This is a genomic window from Streptomyces sp. NPDC028289 (assembly GCF_055565975.1).
The window spans coordinates 686,438-711,627 of the sequence record NZ_JBVHTI010000001.1 but is presented as its reverse complement, the minus strand read 5'-3'; the positions used below and the strand labels follow the sequence as shown (position 1 = coordinate 711,627).

Annotated in this window: 22 protein-coding genes, 1 other RNA gene and 1 pseudogene; 16 read left to right on the top strand and 8 right to left on the bottom strand. The window is 72.0% G+C overall.

The features are described 5' to 3' along the window. Positions 1-53 precede the first annotated feature (53 nt). Together ACZ4UV_RS03160 and ACZ4UV_RS03155 are read left to right on the top strand one after the other, a co-directional pair. Positions 54-593, top strand: coding sequence for a SigE family RNA polymerase sigma factor (locus ACZ4UV_RS03160; protein ID WP_351490808.1), 540 nt, complete (start codon positions 54-56; stop codon positions 591-593). Further along, positions 593-1,408 carry a hypothetical protein gene (locus tag ACZ4UV_RS03155; protein ID WP_451019607.1) on the top strand — a complete coding sequence of 272 codons (816 nt, stop codon included), beginning with the start codon at positions 593-595 and terminating at the stop codon, positions 1,406-1,408. The genes ACZ4UV_RS03160 and ACZ4UV_RS03155 overlap by 1 nt, the downstream gene beginning before the upstream one ends. Positions 1,409-1,432: 24 nt before the next feature. Here ACZ4UV_RS03155 and ACZ4UV_RS03150 read toward each other — a convergent pair whose 3' ends face one another. Beyond that, positions 1,433-2,065 carry a response regulator gene (locus ACZ4UV_RS03150; protein WP_451019616.1) on the bottom strand — a complete coding sequence of 211 codons (633 nt, stop codon included), beginning with the start codon at positions 2,063-2,065 and terminating at the stop codon, positions 1,433-1,435. A gap of 262 nt (positions 2,066-2,327) precedes the next feature. Here ACZ4UV_RS03150 and ACZ4UV_RS03145 point away from each other — a divergent pair, with 262 nt between their 5' ends. Further along, entirely contained in the window at positions 2,328-3,899 is a 1,572-nt protein-coding gene (locus ACZ4UV_RS03145) for an alpha-L-arabinofuranosidase B (protein ID WP_467835605.1), read from the top strand. On the opposite strand, the gene ACZ4UV_RS03140 is transcribed toward ACZ4UV_RS03145, so the two are convergent. Continuing rightward, positions 3,877-5,148, bottom strand: a complete 1,272-nt coding sequence (locus ACZ4UV_RS03140; protein ID WP_467835603.1) for a sensor histidine kinase — start codon at positions 5,146-5,148, stop codon at positions 3,877-3,879. The two genes, ACZ4UV_RS03145 and ACZ4UV_RS03140, sit on opposite strands and share 23 nt — an antisense overlap. Positions 5,149-5,458: 310 nt before the next feature. On the opposite strand from ACZ4UV_RS03140, the gene ACZ4UV_RS03135 reads away from it, so the two are divergent. Genes ACZ4UV_RS03135 through ACZ4UV_RS03125 form a run of 3 tightly spaced genes read left to right on the top strand, consistent with a single transcriptional unit; the run spans position 5,459 to position 8,386 of the window. After that, the gene (locus ACZ4UV_RS03135; protein ID WP_351490814.1) at positions 5,459-6,316 is read left to right on the top strand and encodes a MaoC/PaaZ C-terminal domain-containing protein; all 858 of its coding nucleotides are present in this window, start codon (positions 5,459-5,461) and stop codon (positions 6,314-6,316) included. Between the two features lie 37 nt (positions 6,317-6,353). Continuing rightward, positions 6,354-7,430 carry a Zn-dependent alcohol dehydrogenase gene (locus tag ACZ4UV_RS03130; protein ID WP_351490816.1) on the top strand — a complete coding sequence of 359 codons (1,077 nt, stop codon included), beginning with the start codon at positions 6,354-6,356 and terminating at the stop codon, positions 7,428-7,430. A gap of 11 nt (positions 7,431-7,441) precedes the next feature. Next, entirely contained in the window at positions 7,442-8,386 is a 945-nt protein-coding gene (locus ACZ4UV_RS03125) for a 3-oxoacyl-ACP reductase (protein WP_467835599.1), read from the top strand. 130 nt (positions 8,387-8,516) lie between these two features. Here ACZ4UV_RS03125 and ACZ4UV_RS03120 read toward each other — a convergent pair whose 3' ends face one another. Both ACZ4UV_RS03120 and ACZ4UV_RS03115 read right to left on the bottom strand, forming a co-directional pair. After that, positions 8,517-8,669 (bottom strand): hypothetical protein, encoded by a 153-nt coding sequence (locus ACZ4UV_RS03120; RefSeq protein WP_390045418.1) that lies wholly within the window; start codon positions 8,667-8,669, stop codon positions 8,517-8,519. A 96-nt stretch (positions 8,670-8,765) separates the two neighbouring features. Beyond that, the gene (locus ACZ4UV_RS03115; RefSeq protein ID WP_467835596.1) at positions 8,766-9,980 is read right to left on the bottom strand and encodes a hypothetical protein; all 1,215 of its coding nucleotides are present in this window, start codon (positions 9,978-9,980) and stop codon (positions 8,766-8,768) included. A 188-nt stretch (positions 9,981-10,168) separates the two neighbouring features. Here ACZ4UV_RS03115 and ACZ4UV_RS03110 point away from each other — a divergent pair, with 188 nt between their 5' ends. The 3 genes from ACZ4UV_RS03110 to ACZ4UV_RS03100 are packed head-to-tail and all read left to right on the top strand — an operon-like array spanning position 10,169 to position 13,059. After that, a complete protein-coding gene (locus ACZ4UV_RS03110) occupies positions 10,169-11,008 on the top strand; it encodes a Nif3-like dinuclear metal center hexameric protein (protein WP_390045421.1) in 840 nt (279 codons plus the stop codon). Beyond that, positions 11,005-11,748, top strand: coding sequence for a zinc ribbon domain-containing protein (locus ACZ4UV_RS03105; protein WP_451016028.1), 744 nt, complete (start codon positions 11,005-11,007; stop codon positions 11,746-11,748). Before ACZ4UV_RS03110 ends, ACZ4UV_RS03105 begins: the two co-directional genes overlap by 4 nt. Positions 11,749-11,775: 27 nt before the next feature. Continuing rightward, entirely contained in the window at positions 11,776-13,059 is a 1,284-nt protein-coding gene (locus ACZ4UV_RS03100; protein ID WP_467835593.1) for a bifunctional RNase H/acid phosphatase, read from the top strand. Here ACZ4UV_RS03100 and eda read toward each other — a convergent pair. Both eda and yaaA read right to left on the bottom strand, forming a co-directional pair. Next, positions 13,031-13,678 (bottom strand): bifunctional 4-hydroxy-2-oxoglutarate aldolase/2-dehydro-3-deoxy-phosphogluconate aldolase, encoded by a 648-nt coding sequence (eda, locus tag ACZ4UV_RS03095; RefSeq protein WP_451016029.1) that lies wholly within the window; start codon positions 13,676-13,678, stop codon positions 13,031-13,033. The genes ACZ4UV_RS03100 and eda overlap by 29 nt on opposite strands. Before the next feature lie 65 nt (positions 13,679-13,743). Continuing rightward, positions 13,744-14,526, bottom strand: coding sequence for a peroxide stress protein YaaA (gene yaaA / locus ACZ4UV_RS03090; protein WP_451016005.1), 783 nt, complete (start codon positions 14,524-14,526; stop codon positions 13,744-13,746). An 89-nt stretch (positions 14,527-14,615) separates the two neighbouring features. Here yaaA and ACZ4UV_RS03085 point away from each other — a divergent pair, with 89 nt between their 5' ends. Further along, the gene (locus tag ACZ4UV_RS03085; RefSeq protein WP_467835591.1) at positions 14,616-16,052 is read left to right on the top strand and encodes an RNB domain-containing ribonuclease; all 1,437 of its coding nucleotides are present in this window, start codon (positions 14,616-14,618) and stop codon (positions 16,050-16,052) included. A 42-nt stretch (positions 16,053-16,094) separates the two neighbouring features. Here the strand turns inward: ACZ4UV_RS03085 and ACZ4UV_RS03080 are convergent, their stop codons facing one another. Further along, positions 16,095-17,711 (bottom strand): FAD-dependent monooxygenase, encoded by a 1,617-nt coding sequence (locus tag ACZ4UV_RS03080; protein ID WP_467836494.1) that lies wholly within the window; start codon positions 17,709-17,711, stop codon positions 16,095-16,097. A gap of 61 nt (positions 17,712-17,772) precedes the next feature. Between ACZ4UV_RS03080 and ACZ4UV_RS03075 the strand changes: the two genes are divergently transcribed. The 6 genes and pseudogenes from ACZ4UV_RS03075 to rnpB all read left to right on the top strand — a co-directional run bounded on the left by ACZ4UV_RS03075 (position 17,773) and on the right by rnpB (position 21,632). Continuing rightward, on the top strand, positions 17,773-18,408 hold the full coding sequence (locus tag ACZ4UV_RS03075; RefSeq protein ID WP_467836491.1) for a TetR/AcrR family transcriptional regulator: 636 nt from the start codon (positions 17,773-17,775) through the stop codon (positions 18,406-18,408). A gap of 83 nt (positions 18,409-18,491) precedes the next feature. After that, a complete protein-coding gene (locus ACZ4UV_RS03070; protein ID WP_451016008.1) occupies positions 18,492-18,914 on the top strand; it encodes a DUF4260 family protein in 423 nt (140 codons plus the stop codon). 40 nt (positions 18,915-18,954) lie between these two features. Continuing rightward, positions 18,955-19,464: a TetR/AcrR family transcriptional regulator gene (locus tag ACZ4UV_RS03065; protein WP_451016031.1), complete on the top strand. Its 510-nt coding sequence runs from the start codon at positions 18,955-18,957 to the stop codon at positions 19,462-19,464. Beyond that, positions 19,431-20,309, top strand: a complete 879-nt coding sequence (locus tag ACZ4UV_RS03060; protein ID WP_467835588.1) for an AraC family transcriptional regulator — start codon at positions 19,431-19,433, stop codon at positions 20,307-20,309. The genes ACZ4UV_RS03065 and ACZ4UV_RS03060 overlap by 34 nt, the downstream gene beginning before the upstream one ends. Before the next feature lie 16 nt (positions 20,310-20,325). Further along, positions 20,326-21,111 (top strand): annotated as a pseudogene (locus ACZ4UV_RS03055) (DMT family transporter); the annotation flags it as partial. A 115-nt stretch (positions 21,112-21,226) separates the two neighbouring features. After that, positions 21,227-21,632: RNase P RNA component class A (rnpB, locus tag ACZ4UV_RS03050), an RNA gene on the top strand. Positions 21,633-22,078: 446 nt separating this feature from the next. On the opposite strand, the gene ACZ4UV_RS03045 is transcribed toward rnpB, so the two are convergent. Further along, the gene (locus tag ACZ4UV_RS03045) at positions 22,079-25,126 is read right to left on the bottom strand and encodes a pPIWI_RE module domain-containing protein (RefSeq protein ID WP_451016010.1); all 3,048 of its coding nucleotides are present in this window, start codon (positions 25,124-25,126) and stop codon (positions 22,079-22,081) included. Positions 25,127-25,190 lie beyond the last annotated feature (64 nt).

The window sequence follows — 25,190 nt, the reverse complement described above, 5'->3', positions numbered from 1 at the left end:
CGGGCAACGGTCCGGGCGGCTCGTGGACTCCTTTGTGTATCTAGGAGGTGCCCATGGGGGAGCGGAAGGATGCTCGGAACGAGGAGTTCCAGAGCTTCATGATCGGCCGCTGGCCGCGGCTGATGCGTACGGCATTCCTCCTCACGGGGGAGCAGCACGCCGCCGAGGACCTGGTCCAGTCGACGCTCGAACAGGTCTTCGTGGCATGGCGGAAGGTCGGTTCGGCCGACGACCCGGAGGCGTACGTACGGCGCGTGATGATCAACGCGCACGCACGCAGGCACAGAAGGAAACTCAAGGAGTTCCTCGCGCCGAAGGACGACTCGGGCCTGGTGCGCGAGGTGCCGGACACGGGTGACCGGATCGCCCAAGCCGACGACCGCAGCGCCCTGATCGAGGCACTCGCCCAACTGCCGCCACGGCAGCGGGAGGCGGTGGTGCTGCGCTACTGGGAGGACCTGACGGAGACCCAGGCGGCGCAGGCGATGGGCTGTTCGGCGGGCACGGTCAAGAGCAACGCGGCCAAGGGCATCGCGAAACTCCGTGCCATACCGGGACTGGCCGACATGGTGACGCAGGGAGGGCGTAACTGATGAGCGCGGACCGGGAGAACCACGACATGACACAGGCGGAGTCGGACATCGCCCTCCTCCTCGCGGACGCCGCGGACGAGGTCGAGATCGGCATAGCCCCCGTACAGGCGGTGCTGCGCGGCGGCCGGCGGCGCAGGTCCCGGCGGTGGGCGGTGGCGGCGGCCACGGCGGTGGCGGTGCTGGGCGGATCGGCGGGGGTGACGCTGGCGTTCGCCGGGCTGCCCGGGGAGCACCGGGCGCAGGAAGTGGCGAAGCCGGCGTCTCCCGAGGCACGGCACGTGTACGAGCCGCAGGTCACCGAGCTGTCGAGGGGCGTCTACAAGGGTCAGGAGTGGCACGTCTCGGTGCAGGTCTGGGGCGCGCCGCGTACCAGGGCGGAGGCAGAGCGGCAGTGGCATGCCATGTCCGCGCTAGGCATGGCGCCGGCCGTCGGCAAGCCCGCGGAACTGGTCGGAAAGATCTCGTACTTCGCGGTCCGGGCCAATGGCGGTGACCACCCGCAGCAGTTGATGTTCAACTCGGTGAGTGCACCGGAGCCGCAGGTCGGCACGGACCTTCAGTCCATGGCGACCCGCTTCACGCCCGACGCAGCCAGCTCCGGCCAACTGGTGATCGGCGAGGTGGCCACGACTGCGCGGGAAGTCACCTGCTGGTGGAAGGACGGCACCTCGACCGTCGCCCGGGTGGCGACCGGCCATACCCCGGGCGACCCCGTGTCGGCGATCCGGCCGGCCGCCGGCTCCTCGTGGGCCGACTGGTTCGTGTGCGTCTCCCCGGAGGGCAAGACCTTCAAGGAGGTGAAAGTGACGAAGTGATGCCGTCGGCGACCCGCCGGGAGGTCACAGCCACCCCTGCTGCCGGGCCTCCCGTACCGCCTCCGCGCGGTTGCGGGTGCCGGTCTTGCCGATCGCGGCGGAGAGGTAGTTGCGGACCGTAGACTCCGACAGATGCAGCTTCGCCGCGATGTCGGCGACGGTCGCGCCGTCCACCGACGCCTTCAGCACGTCGCACTCGCGGGCGGTGAGCGGGTTCGGCCCGGCGCTGAGCGCGGCGGTGGCGAGCGCCGGGTCGACCACGGTCTCCCCGGTGAGCACCCGCCGGATCGCCCGGGCCAGTTCCTCCACCGGCCCGTCCTTGACGAGGAACCCGGCCGCCCCGGCCTCCATCGCCCGGCGCAGATAGCCGGGCCGGCCGAAGGTGGTGAGGATCAGGACCCGGCAGTCCGGCGCCTGCTCGCGCAGCTCCGCCGCCGCGTCCAGGCCGCTCATGCCCGGCAGTTCGATGTCGAGGAGAGCCACGTCGGGCCGGTGGACGACCGCGGCGTCCACGATCGCGTCGCCCGTCCCGACCTGGGCGACGACCTCGATGTCCGGCTCCATCCCGAGCAGTAAGGCGAGAGCCCCGCGCATCATCCCCTGGTCCTCGGCGAGGAGCACCCTGATGGACTTGGCGGGCCGGTGGTCCCGGGGCATCTCGTTCGCAGGCTCGTACACAGCCCAAGCGTAGCCTCGGGCCCGGCAATTAAAGAATAGCCATTGTTCCGCGCCGTAGGTCTTGACGGCGGTTGACGGTGCTCAAACAATCACCTCTGCAATTCCCCGAATGGTCGGCGAATGGTCGGCATTTCGACAGCTGAATAGGTTCGGTATTTCGATCGAACGACGTTCGGGATACCGGACGCCCAGAACCCGCACCGCCCTACGAGGAACCAAGAAGAGGTGCACCGTGTTCTCAGTGCCTGTACGAGCCCTGCGCTCCTGTCCGCCGCGCATCCGGAGAGCCGTCCTGTCCGTGCTCGCCGCGTTCGCCACGATCGCCGCGCTCGTCGTCGGGGCCGGTGCCCCCGAGGCGTCCGCCGCGAGTTCGCTGCCCTGTGACGTCTACGCCGCCGCCGGCACCCCGTGCGTCGCCGCGCACAGCATGGTCCGGGCGCTGTACTCGTCGTACAGCGGCTCCCTCTACCAGGTGCAGCGCGCCTCGGACGGCGCCACGGCCAACATCGGCCTGCTGTCCACCGGCGGCTACGCCAACGCGGCCGCGCAGAACTCCTTCTGTGCCGGTACGACCTGCATCATCACCAGGATCTACGACCAGTCGAGCAAGCACAACGACCTCACGGTCGAGGGTGCGGGCGGGGCCGGCGCGGCCGATGTCGGGGCCCCGGCGGACGCGCTGCCGGTGACCGTCGGCGGGCACCAGGTCTACGGCCTGGAGATCTCGGCCGGCATGGGCTACCGCAACGACGCCACCTCGGGAGTCGCCACCAACGGCGCCGCCGAGGGGATGTACATGGTCACCTCCGGCACCCATGTGAACGGCAGCTGCTGCTTCGACTACGGCAACGCCGAGACCAACAACAAGGACACCGGCAACGGCCACATGGACGCCATCAACTTCGGCACCGAGTGCTGGTTCTCGCCCTGCTACGGCTCCGGCCCCTGGGTCCAGGCGGACCTGGAGAACGGGCTGTTCGAGTCCAACCTCGGCTACAGCACCAACTCCTCCAACACGGGCACCGGCGCGATACCGTTCGTCACCGCGCTGCTGAAGAACAACGGGCAGAACCATTTCGCACTGAAATGGGGAAACGCACAATCGGGCGGTCTCACCACCACCTATTCCGGCAGTGAGCCCAGTACCAGCAGCGGTTACTCGCCGATGCACCAGGAGGGCGCGATCGTCCTCGGCACCGGCGGTGACAACAGCAACGGCTCCATCGGCTCGTTCTTCGAGGGCGTGATGACCTCCGGCATCCCGACCGACGCCGCCGACGACGCCGTCCAGTCCGACATCGTCTCCGTCGGCTACGGCGGCGCGACCGGCTCCACCGGCAGCCTCGGCTCCGCCTCGGAGATCTCCCTGAAGGCCACCACGTCCTGCTGCACCACCGACTACGTCCGCCACCAGAACAACGCCGGCGTGCTGTCCGCCATCACCTCCAGCAGCGCCACCCTCGAGAAGAACGACGCCACCTGGATCGTCCGCCCCGGCCTCGCCGACAGCTCCTGCGTCTCCTTCGAGTCCCGGAACTACCCCGGCGACTACCTGCGCCACTACAACTACAAGATCTACCGGCAGCCCATGGACGGCACCACCACGTTTCGACAGGACGCGACCTTCTGTCCGACGACCGGCAAGAGCGGCACGGGCACGTCCTTCGCCTCGTACAACTATCCGACGAAATACCTGCGCCACTACAACTACAACCTCTACATCGCGAGTGACGGCGGCTCCAACGCCTGGGACAGCGCCACGTCCTGGACCGACGACGTGAGCTGGGTCGTCAGCTCGCCCTGGGCGCCGTAGCGGCCGCCGAGGCCAGCAGTTCCAGTGCCTCGGTGGGAAGTTCCGCGGTGACCGTGAAGCCGCCGCGCGGCGCCGGGCCGGCCGTGAGGGAGCCGCCCGCCGCCGCGAGGCGCTCGGTCAGCCCCTTCAGGCCGGTGCCGCCGATGCCCTCCGGGCAGGGCTCGGCGGCCACCGCGCCCGAGCCGTCGTCGGTGACCGTCAGCCGGGCTCGCCCGGCGGCGCTGTCGACGGTGATCTCGCAGCGCGTGGCGTCGCTGTGCCGGACCACGTTGGTGACCGCCTCGCGCACCACCCAGCCGAGCAGCGTCTCGGTCTGCGGGACGAGCGGTGCCCCCGTCTGCCGGACCACCGGCTCGACGCCCGCCGCCGTCAGGGCCGAGCGGGCCCGGACGAGATCGGCGGCCAGGCTGCCCTCCCGGTAGCCGGTGACCGCCTCGCGGATCTCGGTCAGCGCCTGCCGGCCGACCGACTCGATGTCGGAGATCTGCGTCAGCGCCGCGTCCAGGTCCCGGGGCGCGACCCGCCGGGCCGCCTCCGACTTCACGACGATCACCGACAGGGTGTGCCCGAGCAGGTCGTGCAGATCCCGCGAGAAGCGCAGCCGCTCCTTCTCCACCGCCCGCCGGGCCAGCTCCTCGCGGGCGGCGCGCAGCTCCCGCACGGCCTCGGAGAGGGAGAGGATCGCGGCGGTGATCATCGTCGACAGGAAGGTGCCGTAGGCGATGGTGATGGCGTCGGAGCCGTCCCGGTACCAGGAGACCGCGCCCGCGAAGCAGGCCAGCAGGATGCCGGTCCGGCCCAGCCAGGGCCCGCGCAGTGCCGCGCCCGCGGCCAGGCCGAGCAGCGGGAAGAACATCAGCCAGCTGCCGCCGTAGCCGAGGGCCAGGCCCGTGGTCAGCAGGCCCATCAGCAGCAGGGCGACACGGGTGGAGGCGGCCTCCCGGGCCTCCTTCCGGAAGGAGCGGAAGGTCACGTAGATGTAGAGGGAGTTGAAGGCGAGCAGGCCGACCCCGCCGATCCACGGGTCGGCCGTCTTGCCCTGGAGCAGGTTGGACAGGGAGCCCAGCCCCATCAGCAGCCACGGGAGCAGGGCGAACCCGGAGGGCGGCGGCCCCGCGTGCTCGGGCACCTCACCGTTCTTCCGGGCGGCCTTCTGCTGCTCCTTGAAGCGGGTCATGTCCTCCCGCCACTGGGCACGGGCCGTCCGCCACCCGTCCGCCTGACACTTCACCTGCTGCCACCACGCCATGCCACTCGTCCCCCGATCTGTACGGATCTGACCTGCTGTGCTCCATCCGGCCGTACTGTCCGGCGGTACGACCCTACGGAAGGCGGCGCGGGTTCGGCAGAGGCGGATGTACGGCGGCGGGCAGGACAAATGTCATGGTCCGGCGGCGCAGTATCTGACACTACGTCAGGAGCCTTCACAAGTGCGGAGCGCTGGGCTATACAAGGTGCGCTGGAATGGAACGCGTTCTAGATCTGCACCCGTGGACGACCTCGGTGCGGCCGACGGTGCGGACGGCCGTGCCGAGGTCTTGAGACATCTCAGGAGCCGTATGCCCATCGACGCCGCCAAGGCCCTCGCCGCCGAACCCAGGTCAGGGGAGATCCGCTGGGAGCGCCGGGACGTCCAGCTCTACCACCTCGGCATCGGCGCGGGCCGCCCCGCCACCGACCCCGACGAACTGCGCTACACCCTGGAGACCCGGCTGCACGTCCTGCCCAGCTTCGCCACCGTCGCGGGCGCCGGCTCCCCCGGGGTGATCAGCGGACTGTCCATGCCCGGCGTCGACGTCGACCTCGCCAAGGTGCTGCACGGCGGCCAGTCCCTCACCCTGCACCGCCCCATCCCGGCCGCCGGCACCGCCACCGCCACCGGGCGCATCGCCGCGGTCTACGACAAGGGCAAGGCGGCCGTCCTGGTGATGCGCACCGAGGTCGCGGACGCCGACGGCCCGCTGTGGACCAACGACGCGCAGATCTTCGTACGAGGGGAGGGCGGCTGGGGCGGCGACCGCGGCCCCTCGACCCGGCTGGAGCCGCCCGCCGGTGAACCGGACCGGACCGTCGAGCGCCCGGTCCGCGAGGACCAGGCCCTGCTCTACCGCCTCTCCGGCGACTACAACCCGCTGCACGCCGACCCCGAGTTCGCCAAGCTCGCCGGCTTCGACCGCCCCATCCTGCACGGGCTGTGCACCTACGGGATCACGCTCAAGGCGGTCGTGGACACGCTGCTCGGCGGGGACGTCGGCCGGGTGCGGTCGTACACGACGCGGTTCGCCGGGGTGGTGTACCCGGGGGAGACGCTCCGGGTCCGCATGTGGCGGGGCGACGGGCGGATCCGGGTCGCCGTCAGCGCCGTAGAGCGCGAGGACGCGCCCGTCCTCGCCGACACGATCGTCGAACACTCTTGATCAGTTGAGCAGCTGAGCAGTTGAGGGGAGCCGCACCATGCGCGCAGCCGTACTGCACGAGATCGGCCAGGAGAAGCTGGACGTCCTCGACGACGTCGAGGCGGTGGGATTCGGGCCCGGCAGGGTGCGGATCCGGGTGCGCGCCACGGGGCTGTGCCACTCGGACCTGTCGGCGATGAGCGGGGTGCTGCCGCAGCCGGGACCGTTCGTGCCGGGCCACGAGGGCGCGGGCGAGGTCCTGGAGGTGGGCGAGGGCGTCACCCGGGTGAAGCCCGGCGACCGGGTGGTCGTCTGCTGGCTGCCGGCCTGCGGCGCGTGTCCGGCGTGCAAGCGCGGGCAGACCGAGCTGTGCCTCGCCGGGTTCATGAACGCCGGCACCCCCAACTTCCGGCGCCCCACCGGCGACGTCTTCGGCTTCGCGGGCACCGGCACCTTCGCCGAGGAGGTCGTGGTCGACGCCGGGTGCGCGGTGCCGATCCCGGACGACGTGCCCTTCGACATCGCCGCGCTGATCGGCTGCGGGGTCACCACCGGACTCGGCGCGGCCCTCAACACGGCCGACCTGGAGGCGGGTTCGTCGGTCGCCGTCATCGGCTGCGGAGGCGTCGGGATCTCGGCGATCCAGGGGGCGCGGCTCAAGGGTGCGGCCGAGATCGTCGCCGTCGACCCGGTCGAGTCGCGGCGCGAGTCGGCGCTCAGGTTCGGGGCGACGAAGGCGGTGTCGCCGGACGAACTCCCCGGCGCCAAGCAGGAGGTCACCGCGGGCGAGGGCTTCGACTACGTCTTCGAGGTCGTCGGCAAGTCCGCCACCGCCCGGACCGCGTACGAGAACACCCGGCGCGGCGGCACCCTCGTGGTCGTCGGCGCGGGAGCCATGGACGACTTCCTCCAGCTGAACATGTTCGAGCTGTTCTTCGACGAGAAGCGGATCCTGCCGTCCATGTACGGCGGCGGGGACGTGGTCCGCGCCTACGAGCGGACGATCGCCCTGTGGCGGGCGGGCCGGATCGACCTGGAGGGCCTGATCACCCACCGGGTGCCGCTGGCCGACATCAACGAGGCCCTGGACCAGATGCGCACGGGCACCTCCCTGCGTACCTGCATAGAGATCTGAGGGGCCGCCGTATGCAGGAGAGGCCGCTGGAAGGACTGACCGCCGTCGTCACGGGGGCGGGCCGGGGCCTGGGCCGGGCCGAGGCGCTCGAACTGGCCCGGCTGGGCGCGGCCGTCGTCGTCAACGACTTCGGCCAGCCGGGCCGGGACGGCTCGGGGGCGGCCTCCGCGGCGCCCGCCGAGCAGGTCGCCGAGGAGATCCGCGCGGCGGGCGGCCGGGCCGTCGCCCACACCGGGGACGTCGCCGACTTCTCCCAGGCGCGAAACCTTCTCGCCCTGGCGACGGCCCATTACGGAAAGCTGGACATTCTCGTCAACAACGCCGGGATCCTGCGCGACCGCATGGTCTTCTCCATGACCGAGGACGAGTGGGACTCGGTGATCAGGGTCCACCTCAAGGGCCACTTCAACACCACCCACTTCGCGGCCGCGCACTGGCGGGACCGCGCCAAGGCGGCGGGGGGCGGGAAGGTCTACGGCCGGATCGTGAACACCTCCTCCGAGGCCTTCCTCGCCGGCTCCGCCGGCCAGCCCAACTACGCGGCCGCGAAGGGCGGCATCGTCGGCCTTACCACCTCCACGGCCCTCGCCCTCGCCAAGTACGGCGTCACCGCCAACGTGATCTGCCCGCGCGCCCGCACCCGGATGACCGAGGACGTCTTCGCCGGCTTCGAACAGCCCGCCGAGGGCCTCGACCCGCTGGCCCCCGAGCACGTCGCCCCACTCGTGGGCTACCTGGCCTCCCCGGCCGCCGGACGGATCAACGGGCAGCTGCTCGTCGTGCACGGCGGCATGGTCGCGATCGTCGAACGACCGCGCGTGCAGGCCAAGTTCGACAGCAAGCAGGACACCTTCGACTACGCCGAACTCGACGCCGTGCTCACGCCGCACTACGCGGAGCGGCCGGCGGGGGAGACGTTCGCGGCGGCGGAGGTGCTGGGGCTGAAGCGCCAGTGACATGTGACATACCACCGGTTGGTATGCCGCAGTGAGCGAGGCGCGGAACGCGCGCAAGACACAGAACGTGCGCACGACACAGAGGAGGGGCCCACCGGTCACCCGGTGGGCCCCTCCTCCTTACGTACCGTCAGGCCGCCGACTCGACCGGCTCCGGCTTGCGGTGCCGGCCGCTCGGGGCCGTCTCGCTGTCCTGGGCCGAGACGTGACCACGGTGCTTGCCGTGGCCGTCCGTCTCCGGAGGCTCGGCGGACAGCTGCTGGGACGTGCTGGCGTCGTTCATCGGAAGAATTCACCCCGTCAACATGATCTTTCTTACAGCGCGGCGAGTCTAACCGGCCCACCACGGGGCGAATCCAGGCGGCCACGCCGACCGCAGCTAGTTCGTTACAAGCCGTGCCAGCGGAGCCTGTTGGAGGGGTACCGGCCGGGCCGCGACAGGTCCCGGAGGATCCGGTTCCGCCGGCTCCCCGGGCGTACCCGACGCCCCGGCAGCCGTGCCGTCCCGAACCGGATCCCCCGGGCCCGCGTCCCCCGGCCCCCCGTGTTCCCCCGTCTCCCCCCAGGGCACCGCCACCGCCGCCACGCCGCACGGGACCTCCCCCGTGGCGTACGGCAGTCGCAGCACCCCGTCCTGCGTCCACACCCCGGCGCCCGTCAACCACCCCTCGGGCGCCGGGAGATGCCACATCCTGCGCGCTCTGGGCCGCCAGGCCCCCACCCAGCTGCCGAGCGGACCGTCGATCCGCAGCGCCACCGCGCAGCTCTCCGGCACCAGCACCTGCCCCGGCTGGGCGGCGAACGGGGTGACCACGCAGTCCGGGCACTCCGGCACCCGCAGGCTCTCCGGGAAGCGCACCGGCAGCGTGGAGCCGAGGACACCCCAGCCCAATCGTTCCTGCCCGGGGCTGGGTGCGTCCGAGCCGACCAGGATCAGCCCGCTGTCCGGGTCGGCGAGCAGCAGCCGGTCGTCGCTGTCCGCCGCGATCTGCAGCAGTGGCGACACCTCGCCGGCGCGCTCCAGATCGACCACGACCGCCTTGGTCCGCCCGCCCAGCTCCCGGTCCAGGGCCAGCATCCGCCGGGCCCGGTCCAGCCAGACCCCGCCCGAACACCGCCCCGGCACCACCGCGAGCTGCTCCGGCCCGAAGGCCCCGCCCGCCACCAGCCAGACGGCGGAGGAACGCGGCCCCACCGCGAGCGCGTAGGCGTGCACGCCCCCCGGCGCCGGCGGCAGCAGCCGTAGCGAGGCACCTTCGTCCCGGCACTCCACCGCGCCCAGCGGCAGCTCACCGGTGCCCGGTCCGGTCGGATAGAGGAGGGCGAAGTGGTGCCGCCCGTCCACCAGCCGGCGGATGAGCACCCGCCCGTCGCCCAGCGGCTGCACCTCCGTGTCCGGCTCCTCCGGCTGGTTGCAGGGGAGCGGTACGGCGTAGGGCTCGGGGCCGTCCAGCGTCCACCGCTCCGGGTACCAGGAACCTTCCTGCTGGGTCAGCCGGGCCGCGTACGCCCCGTCCACCGTGATCGTGCAGCCCGCCCCCGGCATGCTGTCTTCCTCGTCCGCAGCCGGGGGTTCGATCGCACAGGCCGTCATCGTTCGGTCACCTCCGGCCACGAAGCTAGTTTTCGTACGCACAGGCGGGGCACCAGCTGCAGACGGCTTCACACATACGGGTGCACACTCGACGATTCGCCTGAGGAAACCGGGGCGGGTGTGCTGGGCGTCGCCTCCGGTGGGCGAGCAGGTACAGCCCCGCGGAACAGGCAGGTAGCCTTTTCCCCGTGCCCCGTCTGTCAGAAGTCATCGCCGCGCTGGAGAACCTGTGGCCCGCCGAGCGGGCCGAGTCCTGGGACGCGGTCGGTACGGTCGTGGGCGACCCCGACCAGGAGGTCACGCGGGTCCTCTTCGCCGTCGACCCGGTCCAGCCGATCGTCGACGAGGCGGTGAAGCTCGGCGCCGACCTGCTGGTCACCCACCACCCCCTCTACCTGCGCGGTACGACGACGGTCGCGGCCTCCCACTTCAAGGGCCGGGCGGTGCACACCCTGATCAAGAACGACATCGCGCTGCACGTCGCCCACACCAACGCCGACACCGCCGACCCGGGCGTCTCCGACGCCCTCGCGGGCGCCCTGGACCTGCGCGTCGTACGGCCCCTCGTCCCGGACCCGACCGACCCGGAGGGCCGCCGGGGCCTCGGCCGCGTCTGCGAGCTGGACCACCCGGTGACCGTCCGCGAGCTCGCCGACCGGGCCGCCGCCCGCCTCCCCGCCACCGCACAGGGCATCCGCGTCGCCGGCGACCCCGAGGCCCTCGTCCGTACGGTCGCCGTCAGCGGCGGCTCCGGCGACAGCCTCTTCGACGTCGTACGCGCCGCCGGCGTGGACGCCTTCCTCACCGCGGACCTGCGCCACCACCCGGCGTCGGAAGCGGTCGCCCACAGCCCCCTCGCGCTGCTCGACGCGGCGCACTGGGCCACCGAATGGCCCTGGTGCGAGCTGGCCGCGACCCAGCTCGACGAAATCTCCGACCGCCACGGCTGGGACCTGCGCGTGCACGTCTCCAGGACGGTCACCGACCCCTGGACCAGCCACTCTCCCTCCCTTGGAGCCCCCAACTGAACGCAGCGCCCGCCGACCAGATCCGACTCCTCGACGTCCAGGCCCTGGACGTACGCCTCCAGCAGCTGGCGCACAAGCGGAAGTCGCTGCCCGAGCACGCCGAGATCGAGTCGCTGACCAAAGACCTGACCCAGCTGCGCGACCTGCTCGTGGCCGCGCAGACCGAGGAGAGCGACACCGCCCGCGAGCAGACCAAGGCCGAGCAGGACGTGGACCAGGTGCGCCAGCGCGCCGCCCGCGACCAGCAGCGCCTGGACTCCGGCGCGGTCACCTCCCCGAAGGACCTGGAGAACCTCCAGAAGGAGATCGTCTCCCTCGCCAAGCGCCAGGGCGACCTGGAGGACGTCGTCCTGGAGGTCATGGAGCGCCGCGAGTCCGCGCAGGAGCGGGTCGCCGAGCTGACCGAGCGGGTCGGCGCGGTCCAGGGCCGGATCGACGAGGCGACCGGCCGCCGCGACGCCGCGTCCGAGGAGATCGACGCCGAGGCGGCGACGGTCACCAAGGAGCGCGGGGTCATCGCGGGCTCGGTCCCGGCCGACCTGCTCAAGCTCTACGACAAGCTGCGCGAGCAGCAGGGCGGCATCGGCGCGGCCAAGCTCTACGCCCGCACCTGCCAGGGCTGCCGCCAGGAGCTCGCCATCACCGAGCTGGCCGAGGTCCGCAAGGCCGCGCCCGACACCGTGGTCCGCTGCGAGAACTGCCGCCGGATCCTGGTGCGCACGTCCGAGTCGGGCCTGTAGAAACAGTCGAGGTCTTAAGGGGCGTACGTGGCAAGGGAGTTCATCGTCGAGGCGGACGGCGGCTCCCGGGGCAACCCGGGGCCGGCCGGCTACGGCGCGGTGGTCGTCGACGCGGCGACCGGCGAGACGCTGACGGAGGCGGCCGAATACCTCGGCGTCGTCACCAACAACGTCGCCGAGTACCGCGGCCTGCTGGCGGGCCTGCGCGCGGCCCACGACCTGGACCCGGCCGCCACGGTCCACGTCCGCATGGACTCCAAGCTGGTCATCGAGCAGATGTCCGGCCGCTGGAAGATCAAGCACCCCGACCTGAAGCCGCTGGCGACGGAGGCGTCCCGGGTCTTCCCGCCGGGCCAGGTCACGTACGAGTGGATCCCGAGAGCCGAGAACAAACACGCCGACCGCCTGGCGAACGAGGCGATGGACGCGGGCAAGCGGGGCGAGCAGTGGTCGCCCGCGGCGTCTACGGCGGAGCTCGACGTTCGATCCGCGGCGACTGCGGCGCTCCGAGAGGGGCGCGGGGCTGAGACATGTGCGGCTCCGCCGCATGGGCGCGACCAGCCCCCACCGGCCGGCACGGTGACGACTGCCGAGACGCCCCGCGTCGACTCCGGCGCCGCGCGCAACGTAGCGACAGCGCCCGTACCCAGGCCCACCGTCGGCTGGGCCTCGTCGCCAGACATGGGCGCCCCCGCCACTTTCGTCCTCCTCCGCCACGGCGAAACCCCCCTCACCCCCCAGAAACGCTTCTCCGGCAGCGGCGGCACCGACCCGGAACTCTCTCCCGTCGGCCTGGAGCAAGCGCGGCGCGCGGCCGTCGCCCTCGCCCGCCGCGGCACGATCGAGACGATCCTCGCCTCCCCCCTCACCCGCACCCGCCAGACCGCGGCGGCCGTCGCCGAGCGCCTCGGCCTCGACGTCACGATCGAGGAGGGCATCAAGGAGACGGACTTCGGCGCCTGGGAGGGCCTCACCTTCGGCGAGGTCCGCGAGCGCTACCCCGACGACCTGACCGCCTGGCTGGCCGACCCGTCGGCCCACCCCACCGGCGGCGGCGAGAGCTTCGCCGAGACCGCCACCCGCATCGCGGCCACCCGCGACAAGCTGATCGCGGCCTACGCGGGCCGCACGGTCCTGCTCGTCACGCACGTCACGCCGATCAAGACGTTCGTGCAACTCGCCCTCGGCGCCCCGCTCCAGTCCCTGTTCCGGATGGAACTGTCGGCGGCCTCGTTGTCCGCGGTGGCGTACTACGCGGACGGCAACGCGAGCGTACGGCTCTTCAACGACACGTCCCACCTGCGTCCCTGAGGCCCGCCGCCGTCCGGGCCAGCGCCTCGACGCGGGCCCAGTCCCGGGCGGCCACGGCATCGGCGGGGACCATCCAGGTACCGCCCACGCAGCCGACGTTCGGGAGGGCGAGGTACTCGGGTGCGTTGTCCGGGCCGATCCCTCCCGTCGGGCAGAACCGGGCCTGTGGCAGCGGTCCGGCAAGGGACCTCAGATACGCCGTGCCGCCCGCGGCCTGCGCCGGGAAGAACTTCATCTCCCGCACCCCGCGTTCGAGCAGCGCCACCACCTCGGAGGCGGTCGACACCCCCGGCAGGTACGGCACCCCGGACGCGGCCATCGCCGTCAGCAGCCCGTCCGTCCAGCCGGGACTGACCAGGAACCGCGCCCCGGCCGCGACGCACTCCGTCACGTGCGCGGGCGTGAGGACCGTACCCGCGCCGACCACCGCGTCCGGCACCGCGGCGGCCACGGCCCGGATCGCGTCGAGCGCGGCCGGCGTCCGCAGCGTCACCTCGATGACGGGCAGCCCGCCGTCCACCAGCGCCCGCGCCAGCGGTACGGCGTCGGCGGCGTCCTCGACCACGACGACGGGCACGACGGGCGCGAGATCCAGCACGGAGGTGGGCATGGCGAACATCCTGCCGACGCGATGCAGGGTGCGCAAAGGGCATTGCGTATGTTGCAATGCGACATACGGAGGCCTCAGTGGACCTCTGTCACCAGCACGTCCAACGCCCACGGCTGCCCCGCCTTCGCGGGCGCCTCCGCCTCCACCTCGTACCCCAGCTCCCGCAACGCCTCCACCAGCTCGCCCGGACCGGCCGGCGCGATCCCGGCGGCCAGCAGACTCCGCACCATCCGCCCCTTCGTCGCCTTGTTGAAGTGGCTGACCACCTTCCGCGTCGGCGCGTGCAGCACCCGCACGGTCGCCGTCCGCCCGGCCACCTCGCCCTTCGGCTTCCACGCCGCCGCGTACGCCGCCGACCGCAGGTCCAGCACCAGCCCCGTCCCGGCCGCCTCCGGCAGCACCTCGGCCATCGGCCCGCGCCAGTGCGTGCCCAGCGCGCCGAGACCCGGCAGCCTGACCCCCATCGAGCAGCGGTACGACGGGATCCGGTCCGTCACCCGGACCGCGCCCCACAGTCCGGAGAAGACCAGCAGCGACCGCGCGGCCCGCCGCTTCGCGGCCGCGTCGAGGGAGGCCAGGCCCAGGGCGTCGTACAGCACCCCGGTGTAGATCTCCCCGGCCGGCCGGGCGCCCGCCGTCCGCAGCGCCGCGTTCTTCGCGACCTCGCCGCGCAGCCCCTCGCTCAGCCCGAGCACCTCGCGCGCCTTCTCCTCGTCACCGGCGCACAGGTCGGCCAGCTCGCCGAGCACCGCCTCGCGCGCCGCCGCGAGTCCAGGCAGGGACAGCGACTCCGGCTTCAGCGGGGCGCCACGGCCCGAGGACGCCTTGCCTTCCGACGGCGGCAGCAGGACCAGCACGGATACTCCTCTTCACCAAGGACGTTCATCATCAACGCTCCGCGCCAGCGTAGAGCGCCGGAGCGGTGCGATGTGACTACGCTCGTCCTATGCCCCGCCGCCACATCCGTGTCAAGGGTGCCCCCGAGGCGCCCCTCCGGGCCGCGCTCGCCGCCCTCCGGACCGACCTCGGCGTCCCCGAGACCTTCCGGTCCGAGGTCCTCGCGGAGGCCGAGAGCACCGCCAGGTTCCCGGCCGTACCCGGCCACGACGCGACCGACATCCCCTTCTTCACGGTCGACCCGCCCACCGCGAACGACCTGGACCAGGCGATGCACCTGTCCCGGCACGACGGCGGCTACCGCGTCCGGTACGCCATCGCCGACGTCGCCGCCTTCGTCGTACCGGGCGGCGCGCTGGACTCCGAGGCGCACCACCGCGTCAACACCCTCTACTTCCCGGACGAGAAGGTCCCCCTGCACCCCGCCGTCCTCAGCGAGGGCGCGGCCAGCCTGCTCCCCGGCCAGACCTGCCCGGCCGTGCTGTGGACCATCGGCCTGGACGGGGAGGGCCGGACCGTGACCGCCGACGTCCGCCGGGCCCTCGTCCGCAGCCGGGCCAAGCTCGACTACGCGGGTGTGCAGAAGCGGATCGACGAGGGGACCGCCGAGGAGCCCGTCGCCCTGCTCAGGGAGATCGGCGAGGCCCGCGAACGCCTGGAAGTCGCGCGCGGCGGTATCTCCCTCAACGTGCCCGAGCAGGAGATCGTCGAGTACGACCACACCTACGAGCTCACCTACCGCGCCCCGCTGCCCGCCGACGCCTGGAACGCCCAGATCTCCCTGCTCACCGGCATGGCCGCCGCCGACCTGATGCTGGCCCACGGCACCGGCGTGCTGCGCACCCTCCCGACCGCCCCCGACGGCGCCGTCGCCCGTCTGCGCCGTACCGCGCACGCGCTGCGCATCGACTGGCCGCACCACGTCTCCTACGCCGCGCTGATCCGCTCCCTGAACCCGCGCCGCCCCCGCCACGCGGCCTTCCTCCAGGAGTGCACCACGCTGCTGCGCGGCGCCGGCTACACGGTCTTCCGGGACGGTGTCCTCCCCTCGAACACCACCCACGCGGCCGTCGCCGCCCCCTACGCCCACTGCACCGCGCCACTGCGCCGCCTGGCCGACCGCTACGCCTCGGAACTGTGCCTGGCGGCGGCCGCGGGCGAGGAGCCGCCCGACTGGGTGCTGATGGCACTGGACACGCTCCCCAAGCAGATGGCCGAAGGGGCACGGCGCGCCGGCACGGTGGAGCGGGAGTGCGTCGACATCGTCGAGGCGGCCCTGCTCAAGGACCGGGTCGGAGAGGTCTTCGACGGGTGCGTGGTGGAGGTCGAGCCGCGCCGGCCGACCGTGGGCAAGGTGCTGCTGCAGCAGCCCGCCGTCATAGGCCGGATCGAGGCCGCCCACCCTCTCCCACTGGGCGAGCGGCTGCCGGTGCGGCTGACCGAGGCCGATCCGGGGACGACGAAGGTGCGGTTCGCGCCCGCGTGAGCCGTCGTACGGCGGCGCGGAGCCGCCGGACGCGACCGAGCCTCAGGCGGCGACGAACCAGCGGGTCAGGACGGCGTCGAGGTCGGCTCCCTGGCCGTTCGCACCCTGGTTGCTCTCGTCCTGGCTGTGCCCGTCCGCGGCCCAGGCCACGAACCCGTCGGGCCGTACGAGGAGACCGGTCAGCTCCGGCCGCCCCGGGCAGGCCGCGGTGACGACGTCCACCCGGTCGCCGTACCCCTCCGCGCGGGCGCGCAGCTTCGGGTCGTCGGCGAGGTCGAGGAGCAGGGCGCGGCCGTCGTGCAGGTGGTCGCCGAGCCGGGTGCCGTTGGAGAGCTCCAGGTCCGGGGCGCTCTGCCCGGTCAGCGGGTGGTCGCCGGGCAGGTCGTAGTGCTGCCAGACGCCGGAGATCTGCTTGACGAGGTACGTCGTCCCGGTCGTCGTCAGCGCGAGGTCGGTGACCACCCGGCGCAGGGCGCGGGCGTGCCGGTCCGGGCGCATCACGGCGATCTGGGCGCGGGTCCAGTCCAGCACCCAGGCGCCGATCGGGTGCCGTTCGGCGGTGTAGCTGTCGAGGAGCGAGTCGGGGGCGGCCCCGCGCACCACGGCGGCCAGCTTCCAGCCGAGGTTCATGGCGTCCCCGAGCCCGAGGTTGAGTCCCTGCCCGCCGAACGGCGAGTGCACGTGCGCCGCGTCCCCCGCGAGCAGCACCCGGCCCTTGCGGTAACCGCTCGCCTGCCGGGCGTTGTCGGTGAACCGGGTCGAGGAGTGCACCTCGTGGATGGTCACCTCTTCCACGCCGGACACCCGGCGTAGGGCGGCCTGCAACTCCTCGGCGGTGACCGGCGCGGACCGGTCGGCGGGCGGCCCGTCGAACTCGACGGTGAGGATCCGGCCCGGGAAGGGCCCGTTGACGTACGTCCCCACGTCGGTGGTGTTCCACCCGGCCCCGAGCCGCTCGCCGCCGCTCATCTCGACGACCGCCTGGTAACCGGTGATCTCCGGCTCGGTCCCGGGGAAGTCGAACCCGGCGAGCTTGCGGACGGTGCTCCGCCCGCCGTCGCACCCCACCAGCCAGCCGGTGCGGACGGTGTGGTCACTGCCGAGACGTACGGACACCCCTTCGTCGTCGGCGTCGAAGCCGGTCAGCTCCACGCCCCGGCGCACCTCGACGCCGAGCCGCTCGGCGCGGGCGCCCAGGATCCGCTCCAGCTCCACCTGCGGCACACCGAGGCCGACGCCGTCGGCGGGACCGATGTCGGCGAACGCCGGGTCGGAGCCGTCGAACAGGTCCCCGCGCATCATGATCCCGGCGAAGTGCCCGGCGAACTTCGGGGGAGTCCGGGGCGCATCAGCCGCCCCGGCCCCCTGCTCCCGGTCCCCGAGGAAGGCCCGCATCCGCCACCGGTTCCGCTCCCAGGCCGCCGCGAGGTCGGGCAGCAGCCCGCGCCGGTAGAGGCTCACCGCGCCGGCCGTGTTGATCCCGCCCGCCTTGATGGTCTCGTCCACCTCGGCCAGCCGCTCCACGACCAGCACCTTCGCCCCGCCGAGCCGCAGCTCGCCGGCGAGGAAGAGACCGACGGGCCCGCCGCCGGCCACCACCACGTCGTAGTCCGTGCCGGTGTCGCCGTTGTTGCCGTTCCTGCTGTCTGCAGTCGTCATGCTTTCGCTCATGGCTTTACTGTAGTCACTAAAACTTTCGAGCGGCTATAGTTTTCTCGTGATCGATGAAAACAGGCCGGGCGGGCCACGGGAGCCAGGGGAGTCCCTGCGGGAGCGCAAGAAGCGCGAGACGCGGCAGCGGATCTCGAACGTCGCGACGGTGATGTTCCGGGAGCACGGCTTCGACCATGTGACCGTCGCGGAGGTCGCGCGGGCGGCCGGGGTGTCGGCGATGACCGTGTTCAACTACTTCCCGCGCAAGGAGGACCTGTTCCTCGACCGCATCCCGGAGGCCGTCGCGGCCTTCGCCGGCGCGGTACGGGACCGCGCGCCCGGCGAGCCCCCGCTCGCGGCGCTGCGCCGTCTGGCCTTCCGGTTCATCGACGCGCGGCATCCGCTGGGCGGCGTGGGGGAGAACTTCGGTGGCTTCTGGCCGGTCGTCGCCGACTCGCCGGCGCTGCGGGCCCGCGCCCGTGAGGCGGTCGAGGAGGTGGAGCGGGCGCTGGCCGGGGCGCTCGCCGAGGCCGGGGTGGCCGACCCGGAACTGGTGGCGGCCGTGACCGTGGCCGCGTACCGCTCGGTGTGCGTCACCTCGGTGAGCCGTCAGCTCGCGGGCGACCCGTTCGCGGAGATCGTCGAGGACCACCGGCAGCGGATGGGGGCGGCGTTCGACGCGCTGGAGCGGATGGTGCGGTAGCCGCCCCTCTCCCTTGACGGCTAACGCCGTTAGCCCTACTGTCGTGGCTAACGGCGTTAGCTGAATTGCCTCTGGAGGCAGCCATGACCAGCACCACGAACGTCACCCCCGCCCTCCGCACCGCCACCACGGTGGCCCGCCGCACCGCCTGGCTGGCCGCCGCCCTGTTCTGGACGGCGTTCGCGATCCTGGAGGGCGTGAACCACGGCTGGCTCGCCGGCGCCCTCGCCCTGCTCTTCCTTCTCCTCCCGGACCTCACCTTCCTGGTCGCCCTCGACGAGGCGCCCCGGATGGCCAAGGGGCAGCTGGCGCCGCGCGCGGTGCCGTACTACAACGCGATGCACCGGGCGCTGGTCCCGCTGGGACTGCTGACGGCGTACGCGGTGCAGCCCCTCTTCTCCTGGCCCCCGGCGTTCGCCGCGCTCTGCGGCTGGCTGGCCCACATCTCGTACGATCGCGCCTTCGGGTACGGGCTGCGGACGAAGGAGGGCTTCCAGCGTGACTGACGCGACCGATGCGACCGGTGTCTCCGGCGCGACCGACCGGCTGACGCCGAGGGCGCGGGAGATCGTGGCGGCGGCCCGGGAACTGCTGGAGGAGTCCGGACCCACCGTCCTCACCATGCGCACCCTCGCCGACCGCCTCGGCATCAAGGCCCCCTCGCTCTACAAGCACTTCCCCGACAAGCACGCCGTGGAGGTCGAACTCACCGCGCAGATGCTGGAGGAGTCGGCGGCGGCACTGGAGACGGCAGCGTCCCGGCACCCCGGCTCCCTGGAGGCCATGGCCGAGGCGTACCGCGCCTACGCCCTGGCCCACCCCCACCTCTACTGCCTCGCCACCGAACGCCCCCTCCCGCGCGCCGCGCTGCCCGCCGGCCTGGAGGACCGGGCCGCCCTCCCGCTCCTGCGGGCCTGCGGCGGCGACCGGGACCTGGCCCGCGCCACCTGGGCGTTCGCCCACGGCATGGTGGTCCTGGAGATCCACGGCCGCTTCCCGCAGGACGCCGACCTGGACGCGGCATGGAAACGGGGCGTGCGGGCGTTGCACCCTTAGCGCGAGGGGGTGCGAACGTGGCGGAACAGGCACGGTGGACGAGGGCGAGGCTGGGCCGTTGCGGCCCGGCGCTCGACCTGCTGACGGCGAACTTCGAACGGCACACCTACGCCCCGCACGCGCACGCCGAGTTCACCATCGGGGTGTGCGTCGGCGGCTCCGAGGTCATCGACTACCGGGGCGGCCACATCAGCACCGGCCCCGGTTCGATCGTCGTCCTGGCCCCCGGCGAGATGCACACGGGCGGCCCGGCCACACCGACCGACGGCTACGCCTACCGCGCCCTCTACGCGGACCCGGCCCTGCTGGCGGACGGCACCCTGGACGCCGTACCGCACTTCCGGGACCCCGTCCTCGACGACCCCGAACTGGCCGCGGCCTTCCGCCGGACCCACACCGAACTGGCCGCCTGCCCCGACCCCCTGGAAGCCGAATCCCGTCTCCCCTGGCTGCTGACGGCCCTGTCCCGCCGCCACTCCACGGCACGGCCGGCGACCGACCGGGTCCCCGGGGCGTACGGCATCTCCCTGCTGGTCCGGGACCGCCTGGCCGACGAGCTGACCTGCCCGCCGTCGCTCGCCGACCTGGCCGCGGACCTGGGCCTCTCCCGCTACCAGCTGCTCCGGGCGTTCCGTACGACGATGGGCGTGCCGCCGTACGCCTGGCTGGCCCAGTACCGGGTGAACCGTGCCCGCGGCCTGCTGGAGGCGGGCCTGCGCCCGGCGGAGGTGGCGACGCTGGTGGGCTTCGCCGACCAGGCCCACCTGACCCGCTGGTTCCGCCGGGTGCTGGGGGTGACCCCGGCGGCGTACCGCAACAGCGTTCAAGACGCGGATAGGTACTGACAGCGAGACTCGCCGTATGACTGCACGCGGCTGGTTCCTGTTCTCCCTCATGGGAGTGATCTGGGGCATCCCCTATCTGATGATCAAGGTGGCGGTGGACGAGGTGTCCCCGTCGACGGTGGTGTTCGCGCGGTGCGCGGTGGGCGCGGCCCTGCTCCTCCCCCTGGCGATCCGCCAGGGAGGTCTCCTTCTCACCCTGCGCACCCACTGGCGCCCGATGCTGGCCTTCGCGTGCATAGAGATCATGGGCCCGTGGTTCACCCTGACCGACGCCGAACGCCACCTGTCCAGCTCGACGGCGGGCCTGCTGATCGCCGGCGTACCGATCGTTGGCGTGGTGGCGGCGAGGTACTTCGGCGGTGAGCGGGAGCACCTGGGCGCCCGCCGGATCGCGGGCCTCCTGATCGGTCTGGCGGGCGTAGGAGTCCTCACCGTCCCCCACCTGACGGGCGGCGACGCCCGCTCCCTCGGCGAGGTCCTGCTCACCGTCATCGGCTACGCGACGGCACCCCTGATAGCGGCCCGCCGCCTCAAGGACGTCCCGACGCTGCAGCTGATAGCGCCGTGCCTGACCCTGGCGGCCCTGGTCTACGCCCCGGCGGCCGCGGCCACCTGGCCGACTGCGATGCCCTCCACGAACGCGCTGCTCTCCCTCCTCGCCCTGGGCGTCCTCTGCACGGCGGTGGCCTTCGTGGCCTTCCTGGAACTGATCAAGGAGATAGGCCCGACCCGCTCCACGGTGATCACGTACGTCAACCCGGCGGTGGCGGTGGCGGCGGGCGCCCTCTTCCTGGGCGAGAGCTTCACCGCGACGATCGCCGTGTCCTTCGCGCTGATCCTGACGGGGTCGGTCCTGGCGACGATGGCCTCGGCACCGAAGGGGTCGGCACGCCCGGTAACATGGTCCACACGGCAGACGAGCCGGGCGGACGGCCGCGTGGAGTCCCCTTGACGGGGGCTTCCCGAGGAACGTCCGGGCTCCACAGGGCAGGGTGGTGGCTAACGGCCACCCGAGGCGACTCGCGGGACAGTGCCACAGAAAGCAAACCGCCCAGCACCTCGGTGCTGGGTAAGGGTGAAACGGTGGTGTAAGAGACCACCAGTGCCCAGGGTGACCTGGGCAGCTAGGTAAACCCCACCCGGAGCAAGGTCAAGAGGAGCGCTGTGAAAGGCGCTCTGCGGGGACGTTCGAGGGCTGCCCGCCCGAGCCCCCGGGTAGACCGCACGAGGCCGGTGGCAACACCGGCCCTAGATGGATGGCCGTCACCCCGGCTCCCGCGAGGGACCGGGGCACAGAACCCGGCGTACAGCCCGACTCGTCTGCCCCATGGCCCTGGCCTGGGATTTTACCCAGGCCAGGGATGTTTTTGTTGAGAGGGGGGTTCCCTGCTATCTGCTACCTGCCTATTCCCAATGGTTCCCCCGTAACTCTGCAACGGTTGGGAGATGTGGGAACCGTCACTAGGCGTGACTTGACTCGTGACACGTGCTGTTGAGTGAGCGGTTGCAGGTTCGAACCCTGGAACGGGATGGGCGAGGAGAACGGCCTGACCGCGCCGGCGGCGAGGGGACTGACGGTGACGTGACCGACGTCGCGGCCAGACCCGAACTGGTGACGGTCACCCCAGTGTTCCGCCTTCCTCCGCTGGATCGCGCACACGAGTAGAGAAGGGTGCATAGAGGGGCTGTCGTCGGTCTCTCAGAACACAGAGTCTACGGAAACAGGTGTCCTCCGCCGTCAGGGCACTGCGCATGTGTCGATCCCGTCGTCAGTCATTGGCAGTCTCGGCCTCGTCGTGCGGCGTCGTGGAGAGTCCGGCCGCGTCGGCGAGATCTGGGTCCTCCATGCTCTGGTTTCCAGCAGGTGTGTCCGACTCCTCGTTCGACGTCCGATCGATGTCGGCGAGTGTCGGGAGGACATACGCCTGGGCCAGCCCCGCCAGGTGGAGGGGGAGGGGGAGAGACAGGGCGGCGGCGTAGTCCGGGGCCTGACGTAGTTGGTGCACGGCGAGGGCCAGCGCCTCGGGGTCGTCGGGCTTTTCCAGTACGAGGGCCGCTGAGTCGTCCTCTGCGTGGCAGCCCAGCACCGCGATCTCCACCAGGGCCGGGTTCCAGGCGCTGGTCCCCGCCTGCGAGGTGAGGTTGCCTGCCGCGTTGACCCGGGTGGCGAGGCGGTCGAGTGCGGGGGAGATCGCATGGGTTCCGGGGCGTTCGGTGGTGCTGTAGAAGACCCGCTCGCGCGACGAATCCCCGTCGCCGTATCGCTGCTGGGGATTCTGTGCCCAGAAGCCGGCCGGCTGTCCGTGGGGCTTGCCCGGGTCGGCCAGGCCCCACCACTGTGCGCTCTCGCGACCGCCGCACCCGCGCACGCGTACAAGGCGGAGTTCGTCGTCCAGTCGGCCTGCCGGGGCGTGGCCGGTCTTGATCAGGTCGCGTTCGGTCTGGCCGTCCTGGAGCCATGGCCAGTGCAGTCGGCTGTTCTGGGCGTGGGTGATCAGTGCTGTGGGTTGCCCCCGGAGGGAGTGCAGCACGCGTTGGAGGAATGCCGCGGTGTCCCTGCGCTGTTGGGCGAGGTTGTTGCGCCACTGCTTGCCGGTGACCCTAGGGGCATCGGAACGTGCGTCATCGTCCGGAGTCTCGGGTTCCGCGAACGCTTCGGGGTCGATCTCCGCCTGCTTCACCAGGCCGAGGAGGAACTGCGGGTATGGCACCCATTTCCCCGTCGTATCATCCCAGCCGCGTACGGCTGCGATGCCTTCCCGCGCCGGGAGCGGTGTGACGAGGACGGCCACAGGCAGGTGTTTGGGCAACCGGGTCGGGCCGTCCTTGCGACGTTTCACCATCCACACCGCCGCGTATTGCAGCGAGTCCGGAAGATCGCCACCGAGGGTGTGCTGGGGCAGGACGCGGACGCCGAGCTGGCGCAGTCCGTCGAGCCACGAGCTGTAAGTGCGGTGGTCGAGGCTTTCCGCATTGTCGATCTGCCGGTCGGTGGACGGGGTGACGACGAACTGAGTCAGCAGGCCTGCGTCGGCGCACCCGAGGCGGATGGCGAACTTGGGGTCCGTCGACGCCGGGCGGAACGTGCTGCGGTGTGCGACTTCCACGAGGGCGAGTTCAGGGCGGGAGGGGTCCGCGCCGTCCGCGCGGAGCCAGGCGCGCAGGGCGCGGCGTCGTTCGGCGACGGCTGCCGCGAGCGCCGCGCCTTTGCCCTTGGCCACGGGGTCGGGCACGAGCCGGTCGCCCAGCCCGTCGGCGAGGGGCAGGCAGCGCAGCCGGAGTGTGACCTCCGCCGTCCGCCACTCCAGGACGACCGGTGTTCCGGGCATGGCCTCGTCGAAGTCCCGGTCCGTGACGTGGGCGGCACTGGCGTCGCCGTCGCCGTCGAGGCCCAGGGCCTTGGCGAACTGTTCCACTGCCTCGCCGCGTACCTCGGGTGACTGCCACAGCAGCCGCACCTCCACCACGGGCGGGCCGGCCTGTTCCGGGCCGTCGGAGGCGATCTGGACCTGTGCCGCGAGTGCCACGCGCCGTGCCTGGGTCTCGCGCAGCAGCTCGGCCTTCTTGGCCTCGTCTGTCCTGGGCTTGGGCCGCCGGTTCTGCGGCGCGCCGATGCCCTTGCCGCGTCCGCGCGTGAGGTCGGGTACCCGGGCCAGTGTTTCAGGGAGGGCCTGCTCGGCCCATTCGGTGAGCTGGGCCCGCTGGTTGGGCATGAAGCCTGTGCCGATCTCGTGCTTGCCCATCCTGGTGCTGTGGACCACGGCCGCGCGGACACCGCGGCCCTCCCCGATCCAGGAGACCGGTTCGGTGAGGAGCTGTTCGGGGTCGGGGAAGTTGCCGGCGAGGCTGAGTCCGCGCAGGATGCCGGCGGTGTCGTTCTCCGACCAGACGAAGGTGTCGGCGGCCCGGTCGCGGCGCAGGCGGGCGAGTGCGTAGCGTTCGGTGGCCGGTGCGCCGGGCAGCCAGGGGATGGTGGGTCGCAGGTAGACCGTAGTGGCCTCCCTGTAGGGCAGGTTGAGGCGTTTGGTGGTGGTCCGAGGGTGGGTCGCCCAGCGGCGTACACCCCAGTGCAGGTGGAGACGCGGTCTGGGGTCGAACGGCGTGGTGTGCAGGGAGATGTTCAGGAGGACGGAGAACCACCACTCCTTGCGTTTGACGGTCCGGCACAGGGGCTGCGACATGAGTTCTGCGCCCTGGTCGCGAGGTCCGCGGGGCAGCGCCCGGAACCGTAGCTCCCCGCCCTCGAACGGGAAGGGATCGAGGGTCAGGATGCGGCGTGCCAGGGCGTCGGTGGCGAGTTGGAACTGGCGCGGTTCCGGGGCGGCGGTGCCGCCCCGGGTGGTCGGGGTGGTGAGGAGTTCGACGCCGCTGACCGGCTGCCACTCGGGCAGGTTCTGCTTCAGCTCGGTGCTGCTCGCGAGCAACAACGAGCGGAACCGGGGATCCTGTGCGGAGTCCTTGGGACCGAGGGTACGCAGCCAGGCGTCGAGGAGCTGCTGCATGGAACGGCCCGGGAGGGGGTCGGGCGCCGAGGCCGGTACGTACATCCAGAAGTCCTCGGTGGCCTGCGGCCCCGGTTCCACGGGGATCCGCGGCCGGGGGCGGACGATCACGTCGGGGGCGAGGGTCTGGAGCACGCCGTCGAGTCGGCGGGTGGGCAGCGTCGGCTGCCGCTTCTCCTCGTCCCGCCCGTGGTTGTGCAGTTCGAGGAGTCCGGCATGCCAGTGTTCGGGGAAGGGAAGTGCGTGGAAGTCCTCGGTCCAGGGGGTGCCCTCCTCGGCCAGGTGGTACGCGGATCGGCGGATGTTCTTGTACATGTCGGTTCTCCCTGGGATGTCCATACGTAGGCGGTGCGATTGCTCGCCAACAGTGCTGCTCAGG